The organism is Amycolatopsis sp. FBCC-B4732, assembly GCF_023008405.1.
GTDB classification, from domain to species: domain Bacteria; phylum Actinomycetota; class Actinomycetes; order Mycobacteriales; family Pseudonocardiaceae; genus Amycolatopsis; species Amycolatopsis pretoriensis_A.
Genome location: NZ_CP095376.1, coordinates 1,218,643 through 1,242,728 on the forward strand (window position 1 = coordinate 1,218,643; position 24,086 = coordinate 1,242,728).

25 protein-coding genes are annotated in these 24,086 nt (G+C 70.6%); 14 read left to right on the forward strand and 11 right to left on the reverse strand.

The features are described 5' to 3' along the window. From murD to MUY14_RS04885, 5 genes are read left to right on the forward strand one after another with little or no spacing between them, the layout of a single operon-like run. Complete coding sequence (gene murD / locus MUY14_RS04865) at window positions 1-1,407, forward strand: UDP-N-acetylmuramoyl-L-alanine--D-glutamate ligase (protein ID WP_247021216.1); 1,407 nt, start codon at window positions 1-3, stop codon at window positions 1,405-1,407. After that, window positions 1,394-2,914 carry a putative lipid II flippase FtsW gene (gene ftsW, locus MUY14_RS04870; protein WP_247021218.1) on the forward strand — a complete coding sequence of 507 codons (1,521 nt, stop codon included), beginning with the start codon at window positions 1,394-1,396 and terminating at the stop codon, window positions 2,912-2,914. The genes murD and ftsW overlap by 14 nt, the downstream gene beginning before the upstream one ends. Next, window positions 2,911-4,035, forward strand: a complete 1,125-nt coding sequence (gene murG, locus MUY14_RS04875; RefSeq protein WP_247021220.1) for an undecaprenyldiphospho-muramoylpentapeptide beta-N-acetylglucosaminyltransferase — start codon at window positions 2,911-2,913, stop codon at window positions 4,033-4,035. Before ftsW ends, murG begins: the two co-directional genes overlap by 4 nt. Further along, a complete protein-coding gene (gene murC, locus MUY14_RS04880) occupies window positions 4,028-5,425 on the forward strand; it encodes a UDP-N-acetylmuramate--L-alanine ligase (protein WP_247021221.1) in 1,398 nt (465 codons plus the stop codon). The genes murG and murC overlap by 8 nt, the downstream gene beginning before the upstream one ends. Before the next feature lie 4 nt (window positions 5,426-5,429). Beyond that, window positions 5,430-6,272: a cell division protein FtsQ/DivIB gene (locus MUY14_RS04885; RefSeq protein WP_247021224.1), complete on the forward strand. Its 843-nt coding sequence runs from the start codon at window positions 5,430-5,432 to the stop codon at window positions 6,270-6,272. Here MUY14_RS04885 and MUY14_RS04890 read toward each other — a convergent pair. Then, window positions 6,262-6,726, reverse strand: coding sequence for a M15 family metallopeptidase (locus MUY14_RS04890; protein ID WP_247021226.1), 465 nt, complete (start codon window positions 6,724-6,726; stop codon window positions 6,262-6,264). The genes MUY14_RS04885 and MUY14_RS04890 overlap by 11 nt on opposite strands. A gap of 87 nt (window positions 6,727-6,813) precedes the next feature. Between MUY14_RS04890 and MUY14_RS04895 the strand changes: the two genes are divergently transcribed. Both MUY14_RS04895 and MUY14_RS04900 read left to right on the forward strand, forming a co-directional pair. Beyond that, the gene (locus tag MUY14_RS04895; RefSeq protein WP_247021228.1) at window positions 6,814-7,488 is read left to right on the forward strand and encodes a response regulator transcription factor; all 675 of its coding nucleotides are present in this window, start codon (window positions 6,814-6,816) and stop codon (window positions 7,486-7,488) included. After that, window positions 7,481-8,569 (forward strand): HAMP domain-containing sensor histidine kinase, encoded by a 1,089-nt coding sequence (locus MUY14_RS04900; protein WP_247021230.1) that lies wholly within the window; start codon window positions 7,481-7,483, stop codon window positions 8,567-8,569. Before MUY14_RS04895 ends, MUY14_RS04900 begins: the two co-directional genes overlap by 8 nt. Here MUY14_RS04900 and MUY14_RS04905 read toward each other — a convergent pair. Genes MUY14_RS04905 through MUY14_RS04920 form a run of 4 tightly spaced genes read right to left on the reverse strand, consistent with a single transcriptional unit; the run spans window position 8,532 to window position 12,301 of the window. Continuing rightward, entirely contained in the window at window positions 8,532-9,686 is a 1,155-nt protein-coding gene (locus MUY14_RS04905) for a glycosyltransferase (protein ID WP_247021232.1), read from the reverse strand. The two genes, MUY14_RS04900 and MUY14_RS04905, sit on opposite strands and share 38 nt — an antisense overlap. Next, window positions 9,683-10,300: a D-Ala-D-Ala dipeptidase VanX gene (gene vanX, locus MUY14_RS04910; protein WP_247021234.1), complete on the reverse strand. Its 618-nt coding sequence runs from the start codon at window positions 10,298-10,300 to the stop codon at window positions 9,683-9,685. The genes MUY14_RS04905 and vanX overlap by 4 nt, the downstream gene beginning before the upstream one ends. Next, entirely contained in the window at window positions 10,297-11,301 is a 1,005-nt protein-coding gene (locus MUY14_RS04915; protein WP_247021235.1) for a D-alanine--D-alanine ligase family protein, read from the reverse strand. Before MUY14_RS04915 ends, vanX begins: the two co-directional genes overlap by 4 nt. Next, window positions 11,294-12,301, reverse strand: coding sequence for a D-isomer specific 2-hydroxyacid dehydrogenase family protein (locus MUY14_RS04920; protein WP_247021237.1), 1,008 nt, complete (start codon window positions 12,299-12,301; stop codon window positions 11,294-11,296). The genes MUY14_RS04915 and MUY14_RS04920 overlap by 8 nt, the downstream gene beginning before the upstream one ends. 277 nt (window positions 12,302-12,578) lie before the next feature. On the opposite strand from MUY14_RS04920, the gene MUY14_RS04925 reads away from it, so the two are divergent. Next, the gene (locus tag MUY14_RS04925; protein WP_247021239.1) at window positions 12,579-12,881 is read left to right on the forward strand and encodes a hypothetical protein; all 303 of its coding nucleotides are present in this window, start codon (window positions 12,579-12,581) and stop codon (window positions 12,879-12,881) included. 347 nt (window positions 12,882-13,228) lie between these two features. Here MUY14_RS04925 and MUY14_RS04930 read toward each other — a convergent pair whose 3' ends face one another. Then, window positions 13,229-13,600, reverse strand: coding sequence for an STAS domain-containing protein (locus MUY14_RS04930; RefSeq protein ID WP_247021241.1), 372 nt, complete (start codon window positions 13,598-13,600; stop codon window positions 13,229-13,231). A gap of 226 nt (window positions 13,601-13,826) precedes the next feature. After that, entirely contained in the window at window positions 13,827-14,039 is a 213-nt protein-coding gene (locus MUY14_RS04935; RefSeq protein WP_247021243.1) for a DUF2188 domain-containing protein, read from the reverse strand. A 274-nt stretch (window positions 14,040-14,313) separates the two neighbouring features. Between MUY14_RS04935 and MUY14_RS04940 the strand changes: the two genes are divergently transcribed. After that, on the forward strand, window positions 14,314-14,781 hold the full coding sequence (locus tag MUY14_RS04940; protein ID WP_247021245.1) for a DUF4383 domain-containing protein: 468 nt from the start codon (window positions 14,314-14,316) through the stop codon (window positions 14,779-14,781). A 28-nt stretch (window positions 14,782-14,809) separates the two neighbouring features. Here MUY14_RS04940 and MUY14_RS04945 read toward each other — a convergent pair whose 3' ends face one another. After that, a complete protein-coding gene (locus tag MUY14_RS04945; RefSeq protein WP_247021247.1) occupies window positions 14,810-15,112 on the reverse strand; it encodes a hypothetical protein in 303 nt (100 codons plus the stop codon). 72 nt (window positions 15,113-15,184) lie between these two features. On the opposite strand from MUY14_RS04945, the gene MUY14_RS04950 reads away from it, so the two are divergent. Beyond that, a complete protein-coding gene (locus MUY14_RS04950) occupies window positions 15,185-16,126 on the forward strand; it encodes a LysR family transcriptional regulator (RefSeq protein WP_247021249.1) in 942 nt (313 codons plus the stop codon). A 19-nt stretch (window positions 16,127-16,145) separates the two neighbouring features. Here MUY14_RS04950 and MUY14_RS04955 read toward each other — a convergent pair whose 3' ends face one another. Next, entirely contained in the window at window positions 16,146-16,715 is a 570-nt protein-coding gene (locus tag MUY14_RS04955) for a TetR/AcrR family transcriptional regulator (RefSeq protein WP_247021251.1), read from the reverse strand. 92 nt (window positions 16,716-16,807) lie between these two features. On the opposite strand from MUY14_RS04955, the gene MUY14_RS04960 reads away from it, so the two are divergent. From MUY14_RS04960 to MUY14_RS04970, 3 genes are all read left to right on the forward strand, one after another. After that, the gene (locus tag MUY14_RS04960) at window positions 16,808-17,755 is read left to right on the forward strand and encodes a ketopantoate reductase family protein (RefSeq protein WP_247021253.1); all 948 of its coding nucleotides are present in this window, start codon (window positions 16,808-16,810) and stop codon (window positions 17,753-17,755) included. A gap of 190 nt (window positions 17,756-17,945) precedes the next feature. Beyond that, window positions 17,946-18,260, forward strand: coding sequence for a hypothetical protein (locus tag MUY14_RS04965; RefSeq protein WP_247021255.1), 315 nt, complete (start codon window positions 17,946-17,948; stop codon window positions 18,258-18,260). Window positions 18,261-18,729: 469 nt separating this feature from the next. Beyond that, window positions 18,730-19,611 carry a diiron oxygenase gene (locus tag MUY14_RS04970; RefSeq protein ID WP_247021257.1) on the forward strand — a complete coding sequence of 294 codons (882 nt, stop codon included), beginning with the start codon at window positions 18,730-18,732 and terminating at the stop codon, window positions 19,609-19,611. Between the two features lie 7 nt (window positions 19,612-19,618). On the opposite strand, the gene MUY14_RS04975 is transcribed toward MUY14_RS04970, so the two are convergent. Both MUY14_RS04975 and MUY14_RS04980 read right to left on the reverse strand, forming a co-directional pair. Next, window positions 19,619-20,497 carry an SAM-dependent methyltransferase gene (locus MUY14_RS04975; RefSeq protein ID WP_247025057.1) on the reverse strand — a complete coding sequence of 293 codons (879 nt, stop codon included), beginning with the start codon at window positions 20,495-20,497 and terminating at the stop codon, window positions 19,619-19,621. Between the two features lie 5 nt (window positions 20,498-20,502). Continuing rightward, window positions 20,503-23,370 (reverse strand): BTAD domain-containing putative transcriptional regulator, encoded by a 2,868-nt coding sequence (locus MUY14_RS04980; protein ID WP_247021259.1) that lies wholly within the window; start codon window positions 23,368-23,370, stop codon window positions 20,503-20,505. A gap of 377 nt (window positions 23,371-23,747) precedes the next feature. Between MUY14_RS04980 and MUY14_RS04985 the strand changes: the two genes are divergently transcribed. Continuing rightward, entirely contained in the window at window positions 23,748-24,026 is a 279-nt protein-coding gene (locus MUY14_RS04985) for a hypothetical protein (RefSeq protein WP_247021261.1), read from the forward strand. The last annotated feature ends 60 nt before the right edge of the window (window positions 24,027-24,086 follow it).

Here is a 24,086-nt window from a genome sequence, read left to right on the forward strand (position 1 = left end):
GTGGAGATCTCCGGTCGTCACGTTCTCGTCGCCGGTGCGGGGGTCACCGGGAAGTCGATCGTGCCCGTGCTCACCGAGCTGGGCGCGCGCGTCACCGTCACCGACGGCAACGCCGAGCGCCTGGCCGAGCTGGACGGCCTGGGCGCCGAGCTGGTGCCCGGGCTGACCGAACCGCCCGAAGACGTCGTCCTCGTCGTCACCAGTCCCGGCTGGCGGCCGACGTCGCCGCTGCTGGTCGCCGCCGCCGAGGCGGGCGTCGAGGTGATCGGCGACGTCGAGCTGGCCTGGCGGGTCGGGCAGCTGCGCGAGCACCCGCCGGCGTGGCTCGTGGTGACCGGGACCAACGGCAAGACGACCACCGTCGGCATGCTCGAGTCGATCCTCAAGTCGGCCGGCGCCAACGCCGTGGCCTGCGGGAACATCGGCTACGCGGCACTCGACGCGGTCCGCGCGGGCTACGACGTCCTCGCCGTGGAGCTGTCGAGCTTCCAGCTGCACTGGTCCTCGACGCTGGCCCCGGACGCGGCCGTGGTGCTGAACCTGGCCGAGGACCACATCGACTGGCACGGCTCCATGGACGAGTACGCGGCCGCGAAGGGCCGGGTCTACACCCGCGCCAAGGTCGCCGTGCACAACGCCGACGACGACTGGTCCACCCGGATCGCCGGCGCGCACGCGCCCGAGAGTGCCCGCCGCGTCGGCTTCCGGCTCGACACCCCGCGGGTCGGCGAGCTCGGCCTGGTCGAAGACCTGCTGGTCGACCGCGCGTTCGTCGCCGACCCGGCGACCAGCGCCGAGGAACTGGCCACCCTCGCCGACGTCCGCCCGGCGGGCCCGCACAACGTCTCGAACGCCCTCGCGGCGGCCGCGCTGGCCCGCGCGCACGGCGTCTCCCCGGAGGCCGTGCTGAAGGGCCTGCGCGAGTACCAGCCCGCGCCGCACCGGGCCGTCGAGGTGGCCGAGGTCGCCGGCGTCCGGTACGTCAACGACTCGAAGGCGACCAACCCGCACGCGGCGGCCGGGTCGCTGCGCGCGCACCAGAGCATCGTGTGGATCGCCGGGGGCCAGCTCAAGGGCGCTTCGGTCGACGAATTGGTGAGCAGCATCGCGGGCCGCCTGCGCGGAGTTGTGCTACTCGGTGTCGATTCACCCGTGATCGCCGCCGCGGTCGCGCGACACGCGCCGGATGTCCCGGTGAACAGCCTCCGTCCGGGTGACCATGAACCCATGACTGCGGCGGTGAGTGCGGCCAGCGAGATGGCCCGGCCAGGTGATGTGGTGCTGCTGGCACCCGCCGCGGCGTCGTTGGACATGTTCCCGAACTACGGCGCGCGCGGCGACGCGTTCGCCGCGGCGGTGCACGTCCTCCGCGACGACGCAGCGGGGGAGCCGAGTGACGGCCACTGAGCCCAAGACACCCAAGCCCCGGGAAGCGCCGAAGCGGCCGCGCCGCGAGCGCAAGGAGAGCGGCTTCGTCGCCTTCCGGACCGCGCTGACCGCGTGGCTCTCGCGCCCGCTGGCGTCGTTCCACCTCGTGCTGGCCCTCACCGGCGTGCTCACCGTGATCGGCGCCGTCATGGTGCTGTCGGCGTCGTCGGTCGAGTCCTACAACCCGAAGACCGGCAGCGGGGTGTACTCGCTGTTCATCAAGCACCTGGTGTTCGTCGCCATCGGCTCGGTCGTGTTCTGGCTGGGCCTGCGGGTCAAGCTGGAGCGGATCCGTGCGATGTCGGCCACTGCGACGGTCGTCTGCCTCGGCCTGCTGGTCCTGGTCCTGACGCCGCTGGGCTCGACGGTGAACGGCTCGCAGGGCTGGTTCCGGATCGGTGACTTCACCTTCCAGCCGGTCGAGGCCGCGAAGGTCGCGCTGGCGTTCTGGGGCGCGCACATCCTGGTGATCAAGTACAACGTGATCCACCAGTGGCGGCACCTGCTGGTGCCGGTGGTGCCGATCGCGCTGCTGATGTTCGCCCTGGTCATGCTGCAACCCGACCTCGGCGGCACGGTCACCCTGGCCGTCGTGCTCCTGGCGCTCCTGTGGTTCGCCGGCGCCCCGAAACGGCTGTTCGGCGTGATCCTCGCGGGCGGCCTGGCCGGCGTGCTCGTGCTCGCCCTCATCGCGCCCTACCGGCTCGCCCGCGTCATGTCGTTCCTCTCGCCGGACGCCGACACCAGCGCCGAGGGGTTCCAGGCCAACCAGGCCAAGCTGGCGCTCGCCGACGGCGGGCTGTTCGGCAAGGGCCTCGGCCAGGGCGCGGCCAGCTGGAGCTACCTGCCGAACGTGCAGAACGACTTCATCTTCGCCCTGATCGGCGAAGAGCTCGGCTTCATCGGCTGCATCGTGGTGCTGAGCCTGTTCGCCGGCGTCGCCGTGGTGGGCCTGCGGATCGCCACCCGCAACATCGACCCGTGGATCCGGATCGTCTCCGGCACGCTGACGGTGTTCCTGGTGGCGCAGGCCGGCATCAACATCGGCTACGTCGTCGGCCTGCTGCCGGTCACCGGCGTGACGCTGCCGCTGATCTCCTACGGCGGGACGTCGCTGGTGATCACCATGCTCATCATGGGCGTGCTCGCCAACGCGGCCCGGCACGAACCGGAGGCGGTGGCCGCGCTGCGCACACAGGGGCCGGGTAAATTCGGACGCCTGCTGCGGCTGCCCGCGCCCGATCCGTACCGCCCGCCCGCCACCCGCAAGGGTGCGGCGCGCGCCGGGGCGAAGGCGGCCAGGCCCGCGCCCCGTGCGGCGCGGGCCGCCCCGGCGCAGGAACGGCGCAGGTCGGTCCGCGAGCCGGTGCGCCGCAGCGCGGCACGGACGAGCACGACCCGCACGAGCACCGCTCGCGGCGGGGCCGCGCGGACAACAGCGAGCCGTGGTACCCGGAGTACCGCGAACCGGAGAGGTCATTGGTGAGTAAGCCCGTCAAGGGAACCGAGCGATCAGCCGCAGGCAGAGGGCCTGTGGTCGTGGTCGCCGGAGGTGGCACCGCAGGACACATCGAACCCGCTCTCGCACTGGCCGACGCCGTCATGCGGCTGCGCCCGGACGCGACCGTGATCGCCCTCGGGACCGAGCGCGGCCTGGAGAACAAGCTGGTCCCGGCCCGCGGTTACGACCTTGAGCTGATCCCGCCGGTGCCGCTGCCGCGCAAGCCGACACCGGAGCTGCTGCGGCTGCCGCTGAAGGTCCGCGACTCGGTGCGCAAGACCCGCGCGGTGCTCGACCGGGTCGGCGCGGACGTCGTCGTCGGCTTCGGCGGCTACGTCGCCCTGCCGGCCTACCTGGCCGCGCGCGGGCGCGTCCCGATCGTCGTGCACGAGGCCAACAAGTCGGCCGGCCTGGCGAACAAGGTCGGCGCGCGGTTCGCCGAGCGCGTCGCCGTCGCCGTCCCGGGAACCCCGCTGCCGAAGGCCGAGGTCGTCGGGATCCCGCTGCGGCGGTCGATCACCTCGCTGGACCGCGCCGCGCTGCGCGCCGAGGCCCGCGCCCACTTCGGGCTGGACCCGGACGCGCCGACGCTGCTGGTGTTCGGCGGTTCGCAGGGTGCGGCGTCGATCAACAACGCGCTGTCCGGCGCGGCGAAGGACCTGGCCGACGCGGGCGTCGGCGTGCTGCACGCGCACGGCCCGAAGAACACGCTGGTCGTGCAGGAGTTCCCGGGCAAGCCGGCCTACGTGCCGGTGCCGTACCTGGAGCGGATGGACCTGGCCTACGCCGCGGCCGACGTCGCCGTGTGCCGGTCGGGCGCGATGACCGTGGCCGAGGTGACCGCGGTCGGGCTGCCCGCCGTGTTCGTCCCGCTGCCGCACGGCAACGGCGAGCAGGCTTCGAACGGCCGTCCCGCGGTCGACGCCGGCGCCGCGCTGATGGTCGACGACGCCGAGCTCACCCCGGCCAAGGTCGCCGAGCTGGTCGTGCCGCTGGTCACCGACCCCGACCGCGTCGCGAAGATGAGCGCGGCCGCCGTCGGCATGGGTCACCGCGAGGCCGACGAGACCCTCGCTCGCATCGTCTTGGAGGCCGCCGGTGCCTGAACTGCCTGAAGAGCTGCGCCGGGCGCACCTGATCGGGATCGGCGGTGCCGGCATGTCCGGCATCGCGCGGATCCTGCTGGCCCGGGGCGCTTTCGTGTCGGGCTCGGACGCCAAGGAGTCGCGCGCGCTGCTGTCGCTGCGGGCCCAGGGTGCCGAGCTGTTCATCGGCCAGCGCGCCGAGAACATCTCCGCGCTGCCCGAGCCGCCGTCCGCGGTCGTCGTCTCGACGGCGATCAAGGAGACCAACCCCGAGCTGGCCGCGGCCCGCGAGGCCGGCATCCCGGTGCTGCACCGGGCGCAGGCGCTGGCCGGGCTGATGGAGGGACACCGCGTCGCCTGCATCGCGGGCACGCACGGCAAGACGTCGACGACGTCGATGCTCACCGTGGCGCTGCAGCACTGCCGGCTCGACCCGTCGTTCGCCATCGGCGGCGACCTCAACGAGTCCGGCGCCAACGCCCACCACGGCGAAGGCGGCATCTTCGTCGCCGAGGCCGACGAGAGCGACGGCTCGTTCCTGACCTACTCGCCGTCGGTCGCGGTCGTGACGAACGTCGAGCCCGACCACCTGGACCACCACGGCACCGCCGAGGCTTACACGAAGGTGTTCACCGAATTCGTGGGCCGGATCGTGCCGGGCGGGCTGCTGATCGTCTGCGGTGACGACGCCGCGGCCGACGAGCTCGGCAAGCAGGCGGCGGAGCTGGGTGTCCGGGTGCGCCGCTACGGCCGCACGGTCACCGGCCCGGACGACGCGCGCGTGCTCGACTACGCGCCGGCCCCCGACGGCGGCGTCGTGCGGCTCCTGCTGGACGGCTCCGAGCTGTCGGTGCGGGTCGCCGTGCCGGGTGAGCACATGGCGCTCAACGCGGTCGCGGCGCTGCTGGCCGGGATCGAGCTGGGCGCGCCGGCCGCCGGGCTGGCCGAGGGGCTGGCCGCGTTCGGCGGGGTCCGGCGCCGCTTCGAGTTCAAGGGCCGCTCCGGCGACGTCCGCGTCTACGACGACTACGCCCACCACCCGACCGAGGTGGACGCGCAACTGCGCGCGGTCCGGACCGCGGCCGGGGACGGCCGGGTGGTCGTCGTGTTCCAGCCGCACCTGTTCTCGCGGACCAAGCTGTTCTCGAAGGAGTTCGCCGCGGCGCTGTCGCTGGCGGACGAGGTCGTCGTGCTGGACGTCTACGGGGCTCGCGAGGAACCGGAGCCGGGTGTCACGGGTGCGCTGATCGCCGATGGCGTGACCGTGCCGGTGCACTACGAGCCCGCGTTCGACGTCGCCGCCGGCCTGGTGGCCGGGCTCGTGCGCGGCAACGACCTCGTCGTCACCATGGGCGCCGGGGACGTGACGCAGCTGGGCCCGGAGATCCTCGCCGAGCTGGACAAGCGCTGACACCATGAGTCCGACCAGGGAACGCCGCCGTCCGTCCGAAACCGGCGATCGGGATCGTGCTGCCCTGGCGCGGGAACGGCGCGGGCGGCGCTCCGACGAGGAGCGCCGCCGCACCCGCGCCGCGCGCGCGAAGACGGCGCCGCGCACCCGGCCCCACCGGCCCAACCGGCAGGTGGAGATCCGCCGCCGGTGGGTCGCGCTGCTGACCGTGGTGACCGTCGTCGCGGGCGTGTACCTGCTGTTCTTCAGCTCGATGCTGGGCGTCAAGGACGTCGCGGTGGCGGGCGCGCGCACGGTGAGCGCGGACCAGATCCGCGCGGCGGCGGCGGTGCCGGCCGGGAAACCGTTGCTGCGCCTGGACGCCGACGAGATCCGCGACCGGGTGGCGGGCATGCCGGGTATCGCGACGGTCGAGGTGTCCCGCTCCTGGCCGAGCACGATCGAGATCACGGTGACCGAGCGAACGGCCATCGCGTTCTTCGACAGCGGCCCGGGCGGCGACGGCGTCCACCTGGTCGACGGCGGCGGCGTGGTCTTCAAGACGGTTCCGGCCCGCCCAGCCGGCCTGCCGGAACTGAAGCTCCCCAAGGTGTCGGCGGACGACCCGGTGACCCGAGCGGTGACGGCGGTCCTCGGCGTGATCCCGGAGCAGTTGCTGAAGCAGGTGACGACGGCGACGGCGAAGACACCGGCGAGCGTGGAGTTCACGTTGTCGAGCGGGAAGATCGTCCGCTGGGGGACGGCGGAGCAGACGGACCGCAAGGCGAAGGTCCTGGCGGCCCTGCTGACGCAGGAGGGCAAGGTCTACGACGTGGCGGCCCCGGAACTGCCGACGATCACGTCCTGACCCTCGTCCGCGGGTCGTGACTCGGGTCGGGGTACATCGGCGGGCAGCCGTGCTCGACAGCTTCGGGGCGCAGCTCGAAGTGCCACGGTTCGTTGCGGTAGATCTGGCACAGCCCGTACCCCGCACCGTGCTCGGACAGCCACCGCCGGGCCGCCGCGGGGCCGACGTCGACGGCGTTGCCCGACACGTGCGCCGAGGTGCCGGGCGGGGCCACCCAGCGGCGGGCTTCCCGTTCCGAGCCGTACTCGGCGACCGCCCGGCGGAACAGCTCTTCCTGGTACTCGGGCGACCGCCAGCCACCGTTGACGAGGATCGGGATCCCGGCGTCGGCCGCGGCCCGGCGCAGGGCGGCGAGCAGCTGCGGATCGAGGTTGGCGACCGCCGGGGTCTCGTCGTCGAAGACGCTCACCGGGTGGGGGACGGCGCCGCGGACGACCAGTTCGCGAGGAGTCATGCGCCCAGTCAAGGCAGGGCCGCGATGCCGGCCCGTATCCGGTTTTCGATACGCCGCCGATAGGAGCCGGCTCGTACGATCGGGAGCGTGCGTGTGCTGGTCGTCGAGGACGAACCCTATCTGGCCGAAGGCATCCGGGACGGGCTGCGCCTGGCGGCGATCGCGGCCGACATCGCCGGCGACGGGGACACCGCGCTGGAGCTGCTGAGCGTCACCACCTACGACATCGCCGTGCTCGACCGCGACATCCCCGGGCCGTCCGGCGACGAGGTCGCGCGGCACATCGTCGCCTCCGGCAGCGGCACCCCGATCCTCATGCTCACCGCCGCCGACCGGATCGACGACAAGGCCACCGGGTTCGAGCTCGGTGCCGACGACTACCTCACCAAGCCGTTCGCGCTGCGGGAGCTCGTGCTGCGGCTGCGGGCGCTCGACCGGCGGCGCGCCCACAACCGGCCGCCCGTGCGGGAGATCGCCGGCCTGCGGCTGGACCCGTTCCGCCGCGAGGTCTACCGCGACGGCCGTTACGTCGCCCTGACCCGGAAGCAGTTCGCCGTGCTGGAGGTCCTCGTCGCCGCCGAAGGGGGTGTCGTCAGCGCCGAGGACCTCCTGGAACGGGCTTGGGACGAGAACGCCGACCCGTTCACCAACGCCGTCCGCATCACGGTGTCGGCGTTGCGCAAACGGCTCGGGGAACCCGGGATCATCGCCACCGTGCCCGGCGCCGGCTACCGCATCGAGCCGGGAGCCGGCCGTGGATAGGGTGCCCGGCCTGAGCGTCCGCCTCAAACTGACCCTCAGCTACGCCGGTTTCGTCATGCTCACGGGCACGCTGCTGCTCGCCGCCATCGGCCTGTTCCTGCTGTACTACCAGCAGCTCGGCATGGAGCTCATGCCGGTGGTGATGGCCCCGCCGGGCCGCGTCCTCATCCGGGCCTTCGCACCGTCCGCGGCGGCTTGCCTGATCTTCCTGCTGGTGTTCGGGCTGACGGGCGGGTGGTTCCTCGCCGGGCGGATGCTCGCCCCGCTGACCCGCATCACCGACGCCACCCGCACGGCCGCGGACGGCCTGCTCTCGCACCGGATCCGGCTGCCGGGCCGGCGCGACGAGTTCCGCGAGCTCGCCGACGCCTTCGACACCATGCTCGCCCGGCTCGAAGCCCAAGTCGCCGAACAGCGGCGGTTCGCCGCCAACGCGTCCCACGAACTGCGCACGCCGCTGGCGATCACGCGGACGCTCCTCGAGGTCGCCCGTCACGACGGCGACCGTGACGTCGACGAGCTCGTCGGCCGGCTCGACGCCGTCAACACCCGGGCGATCGACCTCGCCGAAGCGCTGCTCCTGCTCAGCCGCGCCGACCAGCGGTCGTTCACGCCGGAGCCCGTCGACCTGTCGCTGGTCGCGGAAGAGGCCGCCGAGACGCTCCTCCCGTTCGCGGAGAAGCGCGGCGTCGGGCTTTCGGTGTCCGGCGAGCCGGCCGCCGCCACCGGCTCGGCCGCGTTGCTGCTGCAGCTGACGACGAACCTCGTGCACAACGCGATCGTCCACAACCTGCCGGTGGCGGGCACGGTGTGGGTCGAGACGAGCGTCCACGCCGGGAGCGTCGAGCTCACCGTCGAGAACACCGGCGAGCCGCTCCCGCCGGAGCTGGTGGCGACGCTCGCCGAGCCGTTCCGGCGCGGTACCGAACGCGTGAAGAGCGACCAGGCGGGCGTCGGCCTCGGCCTGGCCATCGTCAGCAGCATCGCCCGCGCGCACGACGGAACGCTCACCCTGACGCCCCGGCTCGACGGCGGCCTCCGCGTCACCGTGCGCGTGCCCGCCGCTCCTCGAGCGCGGTGAGCACGTGCCGGGCCAGGACGACGTCCGCGTCGGGCGCACTGGTCGCCCTCGCACGCGCCGACATCGCCGCGATCCGCGCCGGATCGGTGAGCACCGGGACGAGGGTGGTCTCGATCCAGGCCGCGTCGAGGTCTTCGTCGTCGACGAGCAGGGCCGCGCCGGCCGAGACGGCGGGCTCGGCGTTCAGCCGCTGTTCGCCACCGCGGTCGGGGAGCGGGACGTACGCCGCCGGCAGCCCGACGGCGGCCAGTTCGGCGCAGGTCATCGCCCCCGAGCGGCAGAGCACGAAGTCGGCGGCGGCGTAGGCGTAGCGCATCTCGTCGACGTAGGGGACGACGACGTAGGACGGGTCGCCGTCAGCAAGCTGTGGCGCGTCGGCGGGCCGCGGCCCGGTGGCCGCCCGCAGTGCCGCCGTCGTGTCGGCCACGTGCCGCGGTCCCGTGATGTGCAGGACCTGCACCCCGGCCGCCCGCAACGCCGCCGCCGCGCCGGTCACCGCGGCGTTGATCGTCCGCGCACCCTGCGAACCACCGGTGACCACCAGCACCGGCCCGGAGGAGCGCAAGCCGGACCGCCGCCGGGCGGCATCGCGCAGTGCGGGCCGGTCGAGGCCGGTGATCGCCGGTCGCAGCGGGATCCCGATGGCGGTCGCGTGCGGCAGCCGGACCCCCGGTGCGGCCGTGAACACGTGCGGCGTCAGGCGGGCGGCCAGCCGGTTCGCCACCCCGGGCCGCGCGTTCGCCTCGTGCACGACGATCGGCAGGCCCCGCCGCCGGGCGGCGAGGTAGGCGGGCCCGGCCACATAACCGCCGAAACCCACCACGACCTCGGCGCGCACGCGGTCGAGCACCGCCGCGGCCGCCCGCACCGAGTCCAGCAGCCGCGCCGGTGCCCGCACCAGGGCCGGGTCCGCGCCACGCGGCAGCGGCGCCGGCGGGATGAGTTCGAGCCGGTAGCCGCGGGCCGGGACGAGCGTGGTGTCCAGGCCGCGGACGGTCCCCAGCGCGGTGACTTCCGCGGTGGGTGCCAGGCGGCGCAACGCGTCGGCGAAGTTCAACATGGGTTCGATGTGCCCGGCCGAATGACCCCCGGCGACGACGACGCGCGGCGCCGTCACGATCGCCACGGCACGGGGAAGTCGAAGTAGGTGTCCGGGTAGGGCTCGCCGTTCAGCGTGTAGTGCCACCATTCGCGGTCGTACCGGCGGAACCCGCAGGACTCCATGATGGCGCAGAGGTGCCGCCGGTTCTCCGCCTCGGCCGGCGTGATCCCGGCCGCCCCGTGGTGCGAGACCGCGTCCATCAGGTCGTGGCCACCACCCATCGCGGCGAGCTCGCCGGTGTCCAGGTGGTAGAGCGTCAGGTCGACGGTGCTGCCCCGGCTGTGTCCCGACTTCGTGGCCACGTAACCCTTTTCGACCATCGCGGCCCGCTCGATGTTCGGGTAGTGCCGCGGCTTGGTCCGGCCGTCCTCGGGTTTCCGCGACCAGCGCAAGAAGCACTCGACGGCCCGCTGCGGGCGGTAGCCGTCCCACAGGAGCAGCCCGAACCCGAGGGTTTCGGCCTTTTCCCGGGCCCGTTCCAAAGCCGCGCACAACGCCCGGGTGCCGACGACCCGGTTGGCGAGGTAGCCGTCCACGGGCCTGCCGGTGAAGTTGTCCCAGGTGGCGTACTTGGCGTCCCAGCGGATCCCGGGCACGAACTCGTCCACGAAGACGAAGCCGTCCTTCACCGCGTTTTCTCCTTCAGCGCCAGCGAAATCAGCCGGTCGAGGACGTCCCCGAGCGGCAGTCCCGCGGCGGCCATCATCCTCGGGTAGCGGCTGTAGGAGGTCAGGCCGGGCAGGGTGTTGACCTCGTTGAGCACGACGGTCCCGTCCTCCTTGAGGAACACGTCGACCCGCGCCAGCCCCCGGCACCGCAGGGCGCGGTAGACGGCCTTCGCCGTCTCCAGGACGAGCGCACGCGCCGCCGCCGGGATGTCCGCGGGCACGATGAACGCGGAGTTCTCGGACCCGCTTTCCGGGTTCTCCTCCTGGTGGATCTTGAAGAACCCGTGGCTGAGCGCGACCCGGTCCAGCTCGCCCGTGATCAGGTCGGAACCATCGCCCAGCAGGGAACACCCGATCTCGCTGCCGACGACGGCTTCCTCGACCAGCACCTTCTCGTCGTACTGCCGTGCGGCTTCCACCGCGTCCGGCAGGTCTTCCGCGCGGAGCACTTTGCTGACCCCGAAGGAAGAACCCGACCGCGCGGGCTTGACGAAGACGGGATAGGTGAACTCGCCGGGGTTTTCGTCCGCGTCCCAGTGCTTCGGCGTGGCGATGCCCGCGCTCGCGACGACGAGGTAGGTGAGGGACTTGTCCATGCACAGCGCGGAACCGGTGACGTCACAGCCGGCGTACGGAACGCCGGCCAGTTCGAGTAAACCCTGCACCGCGCCGTCCTCGCCGAACCGGCCGTGCAGCACCGGCAGCACGACGTCCAGCCGGATCACCTCGTACTTCCCGTCGGAAAGCACGAGCAACCCGTCCGGCGACAGCACGACCGGGCTGCCGTGCTCCGCGCCGGGACCGTCGCAGAGTTCCCAGTCACCGTCCTGGGAGATCCGGATCCAGACCGGCTCGTACTTTCCGGCGTCGAGGTGCCCGGCGACCTCGCGCGCGGACTTGACGGAGACGGGGTGTTCCTCGGACGGGCCCCCGAAGAGGATCCCGACTTTCAGCTTAACCACGGTGGTTCCCGCTTTCGAAGCTCAGGCAGTTGACGAGGCTGTTTTCGACGGTGTCGCTCAGGGCGTGGTCGGTGTAGTAGGCGGTGTGCGGGCTGATCACGACGTTGGGCAGTTTCTGCAGCCGCACCAGCACTTCGGTTTCGATGGCCTTCCCCCGGCAGTCGGCGTAGAAAACGCCTTCCTCGCCTTCGAGGACGTCCAGCGCGGCGCCGCCCAGCCGCCCGCTTTCCAGCCCACGCAGGAGAGCGTCGGTGTCGAGGAGCGGCCCGCGCCCGGTGTTGACGACGAAGGCACCCCGCTTCAGCCGCGCGATCCGCCGCCGGTCGAGCAGGTGGTGCGTGTCCGGCGTCAACGGCGTGTGGAGCGTGACGATGTCGCTGACCTGCAGGAGTTCGTCGAGCGGAACGTAGTCGGCGGAGTTCCGTGGCAGGCTGTCGTGCGCCAGGATGCGGCACCCGAACCCCCGCAGCCGATCCATGACGGCGACCCCGATGCGCCCGGTGCCGACCACCCCGACGGTCAGGTCCCGCAGTTCCTTCCCGCGGACGTCGTTCAACCGGAAGTCGTGGACTTCCGCGCGCCGCAAGGTGGTCTTCGCGTCCCGGAGCACCATCAGCATGAGCAGCAAGGTGTAGTCGGCCACGCTGTCGGGCGAGTAGGCGACGTTTTCCACGGTGATGCCGACGGACTTCGCGTAGCCGACGTCGATGTGGTCGTAGCCGACGCTCCGGGTGGAGACGTACTCCACGCCGATCCGGCTCAGCGCGAGCAGGGTGGCCGCGGTGACCCGCGTCTTGTGCCCGACGCTGACGCACCGCATGCCGGTGGCCAGCCCGGCGTTGGCCGCGGAGACGGCGGCCTCGGTGATGGCGGGCGTGACCCCGCAGTGCACCGCCAGCTCCCGGAAGAGAGCGGCCTCGTCGGCCCCGCACCCGTAGACGGCGACCCCGGTGGTCACGGACCCCGGCCCCCGGGCCGGCGCTTGCTGGCTGTCGGTCATGCGCCCCAGTCAAGAGCGGCCGCCGTTGCCGTCCCGTATGCGGATTTCGATACACCGGCGATATCCCGGGGCGCCGAGGCCGGCATCGACCGGCCGGAAGGCCTCCGCCGGCCGCGGTCACCCGGACCGCGTCACGACTCGATGCGACGACCGGCCGCGCTCGGTACCTGCTCGGGCCGCGGGAGCCAGACCGGCTGGTCGGCGCCGCGGGGCGACAGCACGTTCATGTAGTGGTGCGGGGTCCGTCGCGCGCGCCCAGGCCGAGCCGGGCGACGACATGCTCGGCCTTGGCACGCTGGCCCTGCTGCGCCACCCCGACCAGCCGGCGCTGGTGCGCGACGACCCGGCCGCGGTCGAGCCCGAGGTGGCGGAACTGCTTCGCCGGCTCTCGATCGTCCACGTCGGCGTCCCCCGCAAGACGACCACCGAGGTGGAGATCGCCGGGCACAAGACCCCCGCCGGTGAGCAGCTGGTGCCGGCCCGGCCTGCGGCGAACCGGGACTCGCCGCTCACCGAGTGCGTCGAGTTCCGCGCGTTCCACGTCGTCGACGGACTGCACGCCCTGCCCATCACCTGGTGAGTCAACGTACGGGCATGGCGTCAGCGTGCGGACGGCGCCTCCGGGGCGACGCGGTGCGCAACCACGAGCGCATCGTCGCGGCGGCGGGCCAGGCCTTCGAGGAAGACGGCCCCGGGGTGACACGTCGAGGACGTCGTTCAGCGCGCGGGCGACGGTGTACCGGCGCGTCCGCAAACCGCGACCTGGCCGCGGTGGTCGTGATGACGCCGGCCACCGCCCACCCCGGTGATCCCGCGGGCGCCGACCGCAAGGGTACCTCGCGCTCCTCATCGACGGGCCGCGCCCGGTGTCGACCACCGCCTCCGTCCACATCGGACCGCCAGGCGTCCGGTTCGCCTTGAGCTCGGTCAGCAGACCTCGATCGCTTCCCTGAAGCGCAGCGGGAAGAGGCCGATGGTGCGGAGGATCGGGCTGCCGGCGGAAACCCTGACGGTGCAAAGGATCTGGTGCTGACACGCCCGGAGGTAGCCGTGTTCGAGGACGGAGAGCCCGGCGGCACTGAGGAAGCCGACCTCGGTGAGGTCGATCACGAGCCGCCGCAGGGTGCTGTTGGCGCGGGCCTCGAGCAGCTCGGCCAGCCGCGGCGCACCGGCGGCGTCGAGATCACCGCCGACTTCGACGACGGCGGTGCCGCTCTCCGGCCGGTGGGTCCGCACCCACAGGTCGGTCGGCAGGGTGATGGCGGGCTGGACCGTGGTGCGGTCGAGTTCGATGGTCATGGTGGCCTGCTTTCGTAGGACACACCCTAGGTACAACGCTGAAGTGTGATCGCGGTGAGAAGGCCGCGCGACAACTGATGCCCCGAGCGCGGGGTACAGGTTTGCGGCCGTTGTCTCGACCGGTTCACCACCCACGGTAGAACAAGTAGCCGGTCGGGGCCACTTTCGGGTGACGTCGGCGCGGCGGGCAGCACCACGGCGGCGGCCGACCTGGGCACCGTCGCGCCTACCGGTCGAGCGGCCGGAAAGTCCGCTCGCTTTCGATCCCGCCGTCGCGGTCGTGGACGACGTGCGCGACGTGTCGCTTCTTCGCGGTCTGCCGTCCGGCGACGACGGCGTCCACCCGGTGCCGCGAGGTGTTGGAAGCGCGGACGCCGCCCTCGATGCGGTTTTTCCACTGGCTGTCTTCGAAGTAGGTGTGCACGTCGCCGTCGGCCATGGGGAACCCCTTCGCTCGGGTGCTCGGCAGCGCAGGCGGGACGGCCGCGCGAGCGGTGGCCGTCGCGGCGCCCGAGCTGGGGTTGAACCCGAGACCACTTCCGAGGGCGGACCGTGGGGATCCGGCGTCGGTCGGTGGCTGCGTGCCTTGACGTCGAGCGGATACCCGGACGAGCGCGATCGAACCCTCAGGTGTGTTCGCGGGAAAACCGGGAAGCCCGCTATCCGTGCCGGAAGGCGGCACGTCTCTGATGCGGTTCCACGAAGGGAAAGCCATGTCGGCAACCAGTCCTGCTCGCACGCGGACACCGGTGCAGCTCACCGCGATGGTCGTGTCGGTCGTGTTCCTGCTGGTCGGCGTACTCGGGTTCGTCCCCGGCGTCACCACGGACTACGACCAGCTGAGCTTCGCCGGCCACGACTCGATGGCCATGCTGCTGGGCGTGTTCATGGTCTCGGTCCTGCACAACGTCGTGCACCTGCTGTTCGGCGTCGTCGGCCTCGCTTCGGCCCGCACCGCACGAGGCGCGCGGACGTTCCTGATCGGCGGCGGGGCCGTCTACCTCGTTCTCTGGCTGTACGGGCTGGTCATCGACCACGGCAGCGACGCCAACTTCGTCCCGGTCAACACCGCGGACAACTGGCTGCACCTGGGCCTGGGCGTCGCCATGATCGCGCTGGGCCTGCTCACCGCCCGAGCCGGCGCGAACTCCCGCGCGGCCCGCGGTCCGGGTCTCGGCTAGTCCGGCGTCACGGTCGCCGCGAGACCGATCAGCCCGGGGAGCTCGACGGGGCTGTCTCACCCGGGGTCGGCCTGCCGCTCAGGGCGCCGCGCGCGCTGATCAGCGTGATCACGCTGATCAGGACCCAGACGAAGTTCGCGGCGACCCCGGGCCAGGCACCGCTGGCGGCGGCCGAGACGGCGAGCAGGGCGGCGCCCGACAGGTTGAGCGACTGGAACGTGGCCGAGCCCGATTCGACCACCCGGCCGGAGACCAGGCCGTACGCCGTTGCGGTTCCGAGTGCTCCCAGCCAGCCGGCCGTGGTGGCGGCCAGTGACAACATTTCCTCCATGGCGCCATCGTGACGGGCCGCGGGGGTACAACGCAATCGAAGTTATCTGCTCCGGGGGTTAAGCTCTGCTGAATGCAGATCGATCCGCGCCGGCTCGCCGTCCTGCTCGCCGTGCACCGCGCAGGCGGCGTGCTCGCCGCCGGTGATCTCCTGCACCTGACGCCCTCGGCGGTGTCCCAGCAGATCGCCCGTCTCGAGGAGTCGACCGGCACGGCGGTGCTCGACCGCCAGCCCACCGGCGCCGTCCTGACCCCGGCCGGGCGGGTCCTGGCCGAGGCGGCCGAGCACATCGAGGCCGAACTCATCGACGCGCGCAAAGCCCTGGCCGCCCTTGCCGAAGACGTCACCGGCACGGTCGTCATCGCCGGGTTCCAGTCCGTCATCCGCTCGCTGCTGATCCCGCTCGTGCACCAGTTGCGGGAGCAGTTCCCCGCGCTGGAAGTGGTGATCCGCGAGATGGAGACCGGCAAGGCGCTGCAATCACTGCGTTCGGGCACGGTCGATCTGCTCATCCTCGAGGACCGAAGCCTTTCAGGCGAGGGAAAACCGGCGCGCGGCACCCGCGACGTCCCGATCCTGGAAGAACCGTGGCTGGTCGTCCTGCCCACCGGAACTCCGGACCCGGCCAGCACGGCCGACTTGGAGCACCTGACCTGGCTGGGCGTCGACTCCGAAACGGCAGCGCACACGGCCACCGAGCACGCCCGCCGCGCATTTCCGCCCGCCCCGGCGCCCGGCCACAGCTACTACGACTACAACGTCGCCCTGTCGATGGTGGCGGGCGGCCTGGGCATCGCGCTCGTGCCCGCGCTCGCGGTGCGGGAAGCGGTCCCGGACGGTGCGAAGGCGGTGTCGTTGCCCGGCCTCGGAACCCGCACCCTCGTCGCGCGGCACCGCACCACCCGCTCGGAGCCACGCAAGGAGGTGGTGACGGTCCTCAACGCGATCGTCGCCCTCGCCGCCGGTCTCGACGCCGACATGCCGCGGACCGAAAACCCGGCAGATCCGTCCTGACGCGTCGGTGCCACGCTTGTCATGGCCGGCAGCGCAACCCGTCCAGCACGAGGGTGATGACACCGTCGGCCTCGGCCCGCCAGCCCGGTCGGTCGTGGGCCGCGCCGATGCCGTGCAGCGCCATCATCACGGCACCGGCGTCCACGTCGTCACGGACGGCGCCGTCCCGCACGGCGGCGGCCACCAGGTCGGCGACCGCCTGCTCCAGCGCCCGGCTGCCTTCGGCGAGGTCGCCGGCCCGATCGGCCATGAGCGTGGCCAGCGTCCGGGCCAGGCCCTCGTGGGCCGCGATGTGGTCGACCATGCCGCGCAGGAAGGTCGCCAAGGCCTCCGCCGGGGGCAACGTGGCCTGCAGCCGGCGGGCGCGGTCGCACAGGGCGGCGACTTCCCCGCGGTAGACCGCTTCGGCCAGCGACTCCCGGGTGGGGAAGTGGCGGTACAACGTGCCGGTGCCCACCCCGGCCAACCGGGCGAAGTCGTCGAAGCGCAGGTCGAAGAAGCCGCCGGCGTCGAAGACCTCCCGGGCCTTGGCGAGCAGGGCATCGCGCTTGCGCTGGGCATCGGCCCGCAGCGGCTTCTCTGCGGTCACGAACCACCCTCCCGTTGACAAATGGAGATGATCTCCATATTTTCAGAAGTGGAGATGACCTCCAGATCGAGAGAATACCCCACGAGGTGCGCGTGAAGATCCTGATGTTCGGCCGAGGCGTGATCGCCACCGTTTACGGCTGGGCCCTCCAACGGGCGGGGCACGACGTCGAGTTCTACGTCCGGCCAGGCCGCGCGGCGACGTACGGGGACACGGTGGAGCTCGACCTGAGCGACCTGCGGCGCCGGGTGTGGGGGCAGCGCGTCACCGAGAAGTGGCCGGTGCGCTACCGCGAGGCCCTGGAGCCCGGCCACGACTTCGACCTGATCGTGCTCAGCGTGCCGCACCACCGCCTCGAGGAGGCAACGGCCTTCCTGGCCCCGCGCCTCGGCCAGGCCACGGTTCTGGTCTTCGGCAACATCTGGACGGAGCCCCCGGCCGCGATCGGCGCACTTCCGGCCGACCGCATCGCATGGGGCTTCCCTCAGGCCGGCGGCGGCTTCGACGCGGGAGGAGTGCTCCGTGGAATGCTGATGCGTTCGGTCGTCTTCGGCACGCTCGGCGAACCCCCGACCGACCGAGAACTGGCGGCGCGCCAGGCATTCCGCGAGGCCGGACTCCGCATCAAGGAACGCCCCGACTTCCGCGGCTGGCTGTGGGTCCACTTCGCGTCGGACGCGGGCCTGCTCTCACAGGGGCTGCGAGTGGGGTCTCTGTCCAAACTGGCCGGGTCGAGGAGAGACTTGCGCGAGGGACTGCTGGCGGCCCGCGAGCTGCTGCCACTCCTCGAGGCACGCGGCGTCGACTTACGCCGTCACCGGGGCGGGGTGCTGCTGTTCCGGGCACCCACCTGGCTGACAGCTCCGGTGCTCGCCTGGCTCACCGCTCACGTCGAGCCGGCGCGCGTGAGTATGGCGGCGCACTCCGACCCCGAGGCCGAGGAGCCACGCGAGGTCTGCCGGGACACACTGACCGAAGCACGACGGTTGGGCATTCCGGTACCACGGCTGGAAGCGGCGGAACCGAACTTCGCCCGGTAGCAGAGCCCGGAACCGCAGGCGTACTCGTCCACGTTCGGCCGACGTCCACTGTGGTCAGCCGGCCTACTGGTTCTCGGCACCAGCCAGACGTTGAGCGCGGCCAACCCGGCGCCGCCGCCCAGCCGCCCCGCGGGCGACCGTGGATGTGCGACCTGCGGCCGGCTGACGCAGATGTGGCAACATCCCCGCCATGTCTCTGGTGACCTGGGAGTTCGATGGCGGCTTGTACTGCGCTGCGACCATCGAGACCGGCGTAGGCGAGGATCGGACCACGTATTTCGAGCTCAGTGAGGCGCGCACGGTTCCGGCCTCAGCTGCTATGCCTGCTTCACCGGCTCCAGGACCGACCGCCGTGACGGTGGTGGTCTACGCGCCCGAAGAAGAGAAGCCGGCGGACGTCTTCTTCGACGGGGAGCAGACGCTGCCGTTCGTCGTCTTGCAGCACTTCGTCGAGATCGTCGCTTCACAGGCTGGCGAGCACGGAATCCTGGGGCTGCCGTCCTGACTGCCCCGGACGCAGCTGGATCAGACAAGTGCGGCCCCTGCCCAGGTTCTGCCTGGTCAGGGGCCGTTTTCTGCTGGTGCTCGCGAGTCCCCCGGTGAGATTCCGGCGGCAATCACACCAATCGTCCTGCCCGATGGCCTGCTGATCCGCGTTGACGTACGGCTGGTGATGGAGCGTCGGTCGCGGGGGAGCGCGCGGTGAACGTGATGCGCAGTTCGAGGCGATGAGGAGGCGGTTGCGGTCTACTCCGCCGACGCGGCGGCCGCGGCTACGCCCCGGCGAGCGTCACGACTGTCCTGGTCGGCACCGATTCGCTCAGCGTCAGCCGGACTCGTCGGCGAGCGGGGGCACCGGTATCCGGTTCGTACCAGCAACGCGATCCAGTCCGCTTAGGTTGACAGCTCGGCTTCACGCCGGGCAGCCTTGAGAAGGACGAAGAAAAGCACGTAGGGTGAGCAGGGGAGTTCAGGTGAACCAAGAGCAGACCGCCCGGCGGTTGCTCAGGTCGTCGGCCGATCGATCGTATGATCCGCAGGTGGATATCGATTGGCGCGCGCCAATTGACGAAGACAAGCTCTTCTTCCCGACGCATCGTTTACCTCTGTACGGCACCCCATTGTGGGACTCACTCTCTCCCGAGCAGCGGATCGAGCTGGCGCGGCAGGAAGCGATCACCTTGTCGTCCGTGGTCATCCACGCCGAGCTCAGTCTCATGCGGTCACTGCTTCGTGCAGTGCAGGAGGGTGCTCCGGCGTCGGATCCGGCGTTGTACGCCCTGACCGAAGTCGCCGACGAGTGCCGGCATTCGACCATGTTCGCGAAAGCGACAACGTGGCTCGGCGGTTCGGTCGTGCCGCAGTCGAGGCTCGTCACCAAGTTGGTGAACGTCGTTTCGGCGATTATCCCGCAAGGTCCGTTCTTCTGGGCCAGCGCGCTCTTCTTCGAGGAACCGGTCGATCGCCTGCAGCGTGAGGCGATGAACGACGAGAGCATTCAACCATTGCTGCGAATGGTTTACCGGATCCACGTTCTGGAGGAGAGCCGGCACGTGACCTACGCGCGTGAGGCCGCGCTGCGCACGATGACGGAAGCCGGGCCGCTTTCACGCCGGCTGAACCGAATCGGCGTGGCGTTGCTGGGGTGGTCGCTGGGACGCACGCTGCTCCGGCCGGCGACCTACCGGCGAGCCGGATTGAGTTCGCGGGCCGCCTACCGGGCTGCCCTCGCCAATCCGCGTTACCACGAGTCCTTGCGCTGGATGTCCGAACGGCTGGTGGCCTTCTGCAAGGACGCCGGCTTCATTGAAGGTTGGTTGACCTCGGCCATCTGGCGACGATCGCACCTGCTCTGAGCAAGACTCAGTGACGTGACCGGGGCACCTGGGCATGGACGAAGCCGCCGAAAAACCAGATCGGTCCTTGGACCGACCCGTCGGGACGTGTCAAGTATCGGCGTTGGGCCGCGGCGGCTTCCAGGTCTTCGACCAGGTGCAGCCGGTGCGCGGCGAGCAGTTCTTCGGCGCGGCCTCGCCGGATGCCCCAGCGCCACGGCTCGCCGCGCGCGGCTACCTGCCGGAGGATGGCCTGAGCCTCGGGGATGACGGCCGTGCCGTCCAGGATTTCCTGCCAGCAGTAGTCGAAGACCAGAGAACTTCCGGGCGCCAGCCGCGCGAACCAGCGCAATGTTGTTTCGACGCTCTCCGCCCGCAGGTACGGCGTCACGCCTGACCACAGCACGACGGTCCTGAGGGTCTGGTCGAAGCCGGCCGATTGCAGAACTCCGTCCAGATCTTCTTTCTCGAGATCGACGGTCACGTACCGGACGCCGTGCTCGGGCAGGGTGCGGACGCACTCCTGCTTGCGCGCGGACATGTGCGGCTGATCCACCTCGAAGACCGACGCAGTCCCGAGCGCCTTCCGCAGGCGGTGGACGCGGCTGTCGAAGCCGGCACCGAGGAGGACGACCTGAGACGCGCCGGCCGCTGTCGAGGCGGACAACACGTCGTCCATGTATTTCGTCCGAATCACCTCGTACCACATCCCCGCGGCGTGCTTCTTCCGGATGGCCCGGCTGATCAGCAAACGTATCCCGGGAACCTTGATCAAAGCAGGCAGAGGTGGCCACCACGGCAGGACCCGGGATGCGAGCAAGTCGGGATTGCGCAGTTCCCGCTCCGGCTGAAGGGCCCCTGCTGCCCGCAGCAGCGTGACCGATTCCGCTGTCGATATCGTGGGCATCTCGTTCACCTCACAGGGCTGTGGTGGGCATCCAGGCGTTCTCGTACTCGATCGATCTCGGGGACGCCCAGCTGGCCGTAGAGTTCCAACGCCTGTTGCCAGTGAACGGTTGCCGAACGTGCATCAGCGTACTCGATGCGGGCGTCGCCGACCCCCTCGTGTGCGCGTGCTTCTTCGTAGCGGTTTCCGGTCTCTTTCGCGAGGTGAAGAGCTTCTTCGTACCTCTGGCAGGATTTCTCGGGTTCGCCAAGGCGGCGATGGATCTCACCGAGCGTGCGAAGCGCTCGGTTTTCGATGTTTCTGTTCCTGGTCCGGCGCGCCAACTCCAACGCTCGCACGCAATGCTTGAAGGCCTTGCGGTGCTCGTTGATGTTGGAAAAGATTTCGCCGAGAGCGCGGAGTGCGTAGCCCTCGATCGTTTCGTTTCCCGCTCGTCGCGCGACCGACACGGCTTCCTCGTAGCTGGTGATGGCGTCCGCGTACTCGCTGCGATTGAAGTAGATTTCGCCGAGACCTCGCAGCGCATATCCCTCGAGGTCGTGATCGCCGGTTTCCCGGCCGGCGGCGAGGGTGCGAAGCAGGACGTCTGCGGCTTCTTCGTTCGAACCGAGTCTCGTGTGGACCAGGCCCAGTGCGTGCAGTGCGCGGCCCTCGAGACTGCGGTCACCCTCGTCGGCCGCGATGCGAACGGCCGCTTGGCAGTCGGCGAGTGCTTGTTGATATTGACCGAGGAACCAGCGGATGTATCCGCGGCTGGCCAGTGCGTCCGCTTCGAAGAGGACGTTGCCGAGAGACAACGCCGCGGCGAGTGCGTTCGTGTGCACGACCAGAGCCTCGTCGTGGTTGCCGGAGATGTGAAAATACCGCCACACGGTCGACGAAAGCAGGGATGCGTGAGCCGGCCAGCCGTGCGAGGCGGAGAATTCCGACATCGCGACCAGATTCGAGCGTTCGGCGTTGAGCCAGCCGAGCGCACGGTCGTAGTCCGAGACGTCTGCAGTCGCGGCTGCGCGTTCGGGGAGTGTCGGACGGTGTGCCCCGTCGGTCGGCGCGACCGAGTCCATCGCCTTCGACGCTGTGGAAAGGTAGTAGTCGAACAATCGAGTGAGGGCCGCGCGGCGGCCCGCTTCACTGTCGGCGGCAGCCGACAGCTTGGCCGCGTGCGCCCGGATCAGATCGTGGAACCGGTACCGGGCCGGGATTGTCTGCTGAAGGAGGTGCGCGTCGACGAGGTTCTCGAGCTTCCTCTCCGCCTCCTCCGGGGCGCAACCGGTCAGCGCGGCCACCGCGTGCGGTTCGACGTCGGCACCGGGAGCCACTCCGGCCATGCGAAAGGCATGCTTCTCGTCGTCGGGAAGTTGCTCGTAGGACAGCGAAAAGGCGGCCGCGACACTGAGGTCGCCGGTTTCGAGTTCCTCGAGCCGCCGGTGGTCGTCGCGCAGCCGCGCAGCCATGAAAGAAGTGGTCCACGCCGTTCGATGGCGTAGCCGGGCTCCGGCGATCCGGATCGCCAGAGGAAGGCAACCGCACAGCCTCAGTACCTCTTCGGTGGCGCCGGGATCGGCGAGTGGCCGGTCGTCGCCGACGACCTTCACGAACAGTTCACGCGCATCGGCGAGGGGCATCACGTCGAGCGAGACGAGGTTGGCGTCGAGATTGGTGAGCCGATGCCTGCTGGTGACCAGGGCCAGGCTCTGCGTCGATCCCGGGAGCAGGGGCTTGATCTGGGCGGTGTCGGCCGCGTTGTCCAGGACGACGAGGACGCGCCGGCGGGCCAGCTGGGCCCGCCAAAGCGCCGACCGGTCTTCGAGTTCGGGTGGGATGACCTCGGTGCCCAACCCGAGCGCCCGCAACAACTTCTCCAGGGCCGCTGACGGCGACATGGGCGTCCGGCCGGGGGTGTGCGCGTTCAGGTCCACGAAGAGCTGAGCGTCGGGGAACCTCCCGGCGAGCCGGTGTGCCACGTGCACCGCGAGTGTTGTCTTGCCGACGCCGGCCATCCCGTCGATCGCGGAGATCACCACGGTACCGCCCGCGGTTCTCGCGGAGACCGACAGGATTCGTTCGAGCGCGGGCCGCCGGCCGGTGAAGTAGCTGATGTCGCGAGGCAGGTCGTTGCGAGGCGTCCATTGTTCGGCGGCAGGTGCGGAAGGCGTGTTGGTGACCTGTTCTCGCAGGCGTTTCAGCTCGGGGCCTGGAGCGATTCCGAGCTGCTCACCCAGCGCGTTCTCGATGCGCTTGTAGGCGAGCAGGGCCTGGGCGGGTGTACCCGACCGGTGCCACGCGACCATCAATTGAGCGGCGAGCCGTTCCCGGAGCGGATGCTCTTCCGCCCACCGTGTCAGCTCGTCCGTGAGCTGACGGTGCCGGCCCAGCTCCAGCTCGAGCGCCACGCACTCTTCGTAGGCGGCAAGCCGTTGTTCCTGGAGCCCGGTGATCTGCGGAGCCAGGGCCGGGCACTCGAGCCCGGCCAGCACGGCGCCCCGCCACATGCCCAACGCGCTACGAAATTCGTCGACTGCGTCCGCCATTCGCGATGTTTTTCGCATTTCCCGTGCCAGTTGGAGGCGGCTTGTGAAGTCGATTGCGTCCAGTGTGCCGGCGGCCAGGACGTAACCCCTCGACGCGTATTCGATGACGTGCCCGTTGCCCCCAAGGGCTCCCCGAAGGTTTGAAACGGCGTTGCGGACCTGCTTCTCGGCGCTGGGAGGAGGTTCGGACTCCCACACCACGTCGACGAGGGTTTCGATCGGAACGACGTGGCCATGGGCCAACAGGAGAGCAGCGAGGACTTTCTGCTGCTTCGGCCCGCCGAGCGGCAGTCGCCGGTCACCATCTGTCACCTCCAGAGGTCCCAGCACGCCAAATCGCACAGCGTCCCCTCCCTTGGACGTACCTGATCATGACAACAATACCAAGATTCGCAAAGGGAGCGAGGACAGAACGAGGACGGCCTGAGGCAGCATCTCTCACCGTCGGCCGTGGCGCCGAATGCTCGACGGTGAGCCGAAAGGGGCAGTGTTGCGGCACAGAAGTCGTCGTCAGGACACGGAAAAGCGAGCAACACGGCCGGGCCGGAGAGCCGGAAAAGGCCGCGGCCGGGCGCGATTCGCGGCCTGGATGACCGGGGCCGGCCCACGTCAACTCGCTGCGCGCCTTTTTGCGGCACCTTGGAAGCAATGGTCTCCTCGGGAACCCTGTCGTCGCCGTGCGTGCTCGCCCGCGTCGAGCCGTCGTAGCCGCACGCCCGGTGGACAGGTACGAAATCGAGGGGATCGCAACGATGATCATCAGCCGCGCGGACATGACTGCCCACATCGAAGCAGGTCGGGCCCGGCCCTGGACCCGGGCACTCGGGTCGGAAAACATGGTTCCCGCGGTCGCGCAACTGAATGGCGAGTGGTTCGTCGTCGTGGCCGGAACCGACGGGTACCAGCGAGCACCGGAACCGTTGGCCTGGCTGCTCACGGCTGCGCAGCTGGTGCTGGGAGCCGGCGACGAGGAGACGTCAGCGGGCAATGTCACCTGAATCGGTGCCGGTGCACGGCGGTGGCTGCCGGGACCGGGTGGTTCCGCTCATCGGGACCGG

Bases quoted from the DNA above. Each gene is read 5' to 3' on its own strand.
- MUY14_RS04885 (WP_247021224.1), top strand. From the start codon at position 5,430: ATGAGTCCGACCAGGGAACGCCGCCGTCCGTCCGAAACCGGCGATCGG.
- MUY14_RS04890 (WP_247021226.1), bottom strand. From the start codon at position 6,726: ATGACTCCTCGCGAACTGGTCGTCCGCGGCGCCGTCCCCCACCCGGTG.
- MUY14_RS04920 (WP_247021237.1), bottom strand. From the start codon at position 12,301: ATGACCGACAGCCAGCAAGCGCCGGCCCGGGGGCCGGGGTCCGTGACC.
- MUY14_RS04925 (WP_247021239.1), top strand. From the start codon at position 12,579: ATGCTCGGCCTTGGCACGCTGGCCCTGCTGCGCCACCCCGACCAGCCG.
- MUY14_RS04930 (WP_247021241.1), bottom strand. From the start codon at position 13,600: ATGACCATCGAACTCGACCGCACCACGGTCCAGCCCGCCATCACCCTG.
- MUY14_RS04935 (WP_247021243.1), bottom strand. From the start codon at position 14,039: ATGGCCGACGGCGACGTGCACACCTACTTCGAAGACAGCCAGTGGAAA.
- MUY14_RS04940 (WP_247021245.1), top strand. From the start codon at position 14,314: ATGTCGGCAACCAGTCCTGCTCGCACGCGGACACCGGTGCAGCTCACC.
- MUY14_RS04945 (WP_247021247.1), bottom strand. From the start codon at position 15,112: ATGGAGGAAATGTTGTCACTGGCCGCCACCACGGCCGGCTGGCTGGGA.
- MUY14_RS04950 (WP_247021249.1), top strand. From the start codon at position 15,185: ATGCAGATCGATCCGCGCCGGCTCGCCGTCCTGCTCGCCGTGCACCGC.
- MUY14_RS04965 (WP_247021255.1), top strand. From the start codon at position 17,946: ATGTCTCTGGTGACCTGGGAGTTCGATGGCGGCTTGTACTGCGCTGCG.
- MUY14_RS04975 (WP_247025057.1), bottom strand. From the start codon at position 20,497: ATGCCCACGATATCGACAGCGGAATCGGTCACGCTGCTGCGGGCAGCA.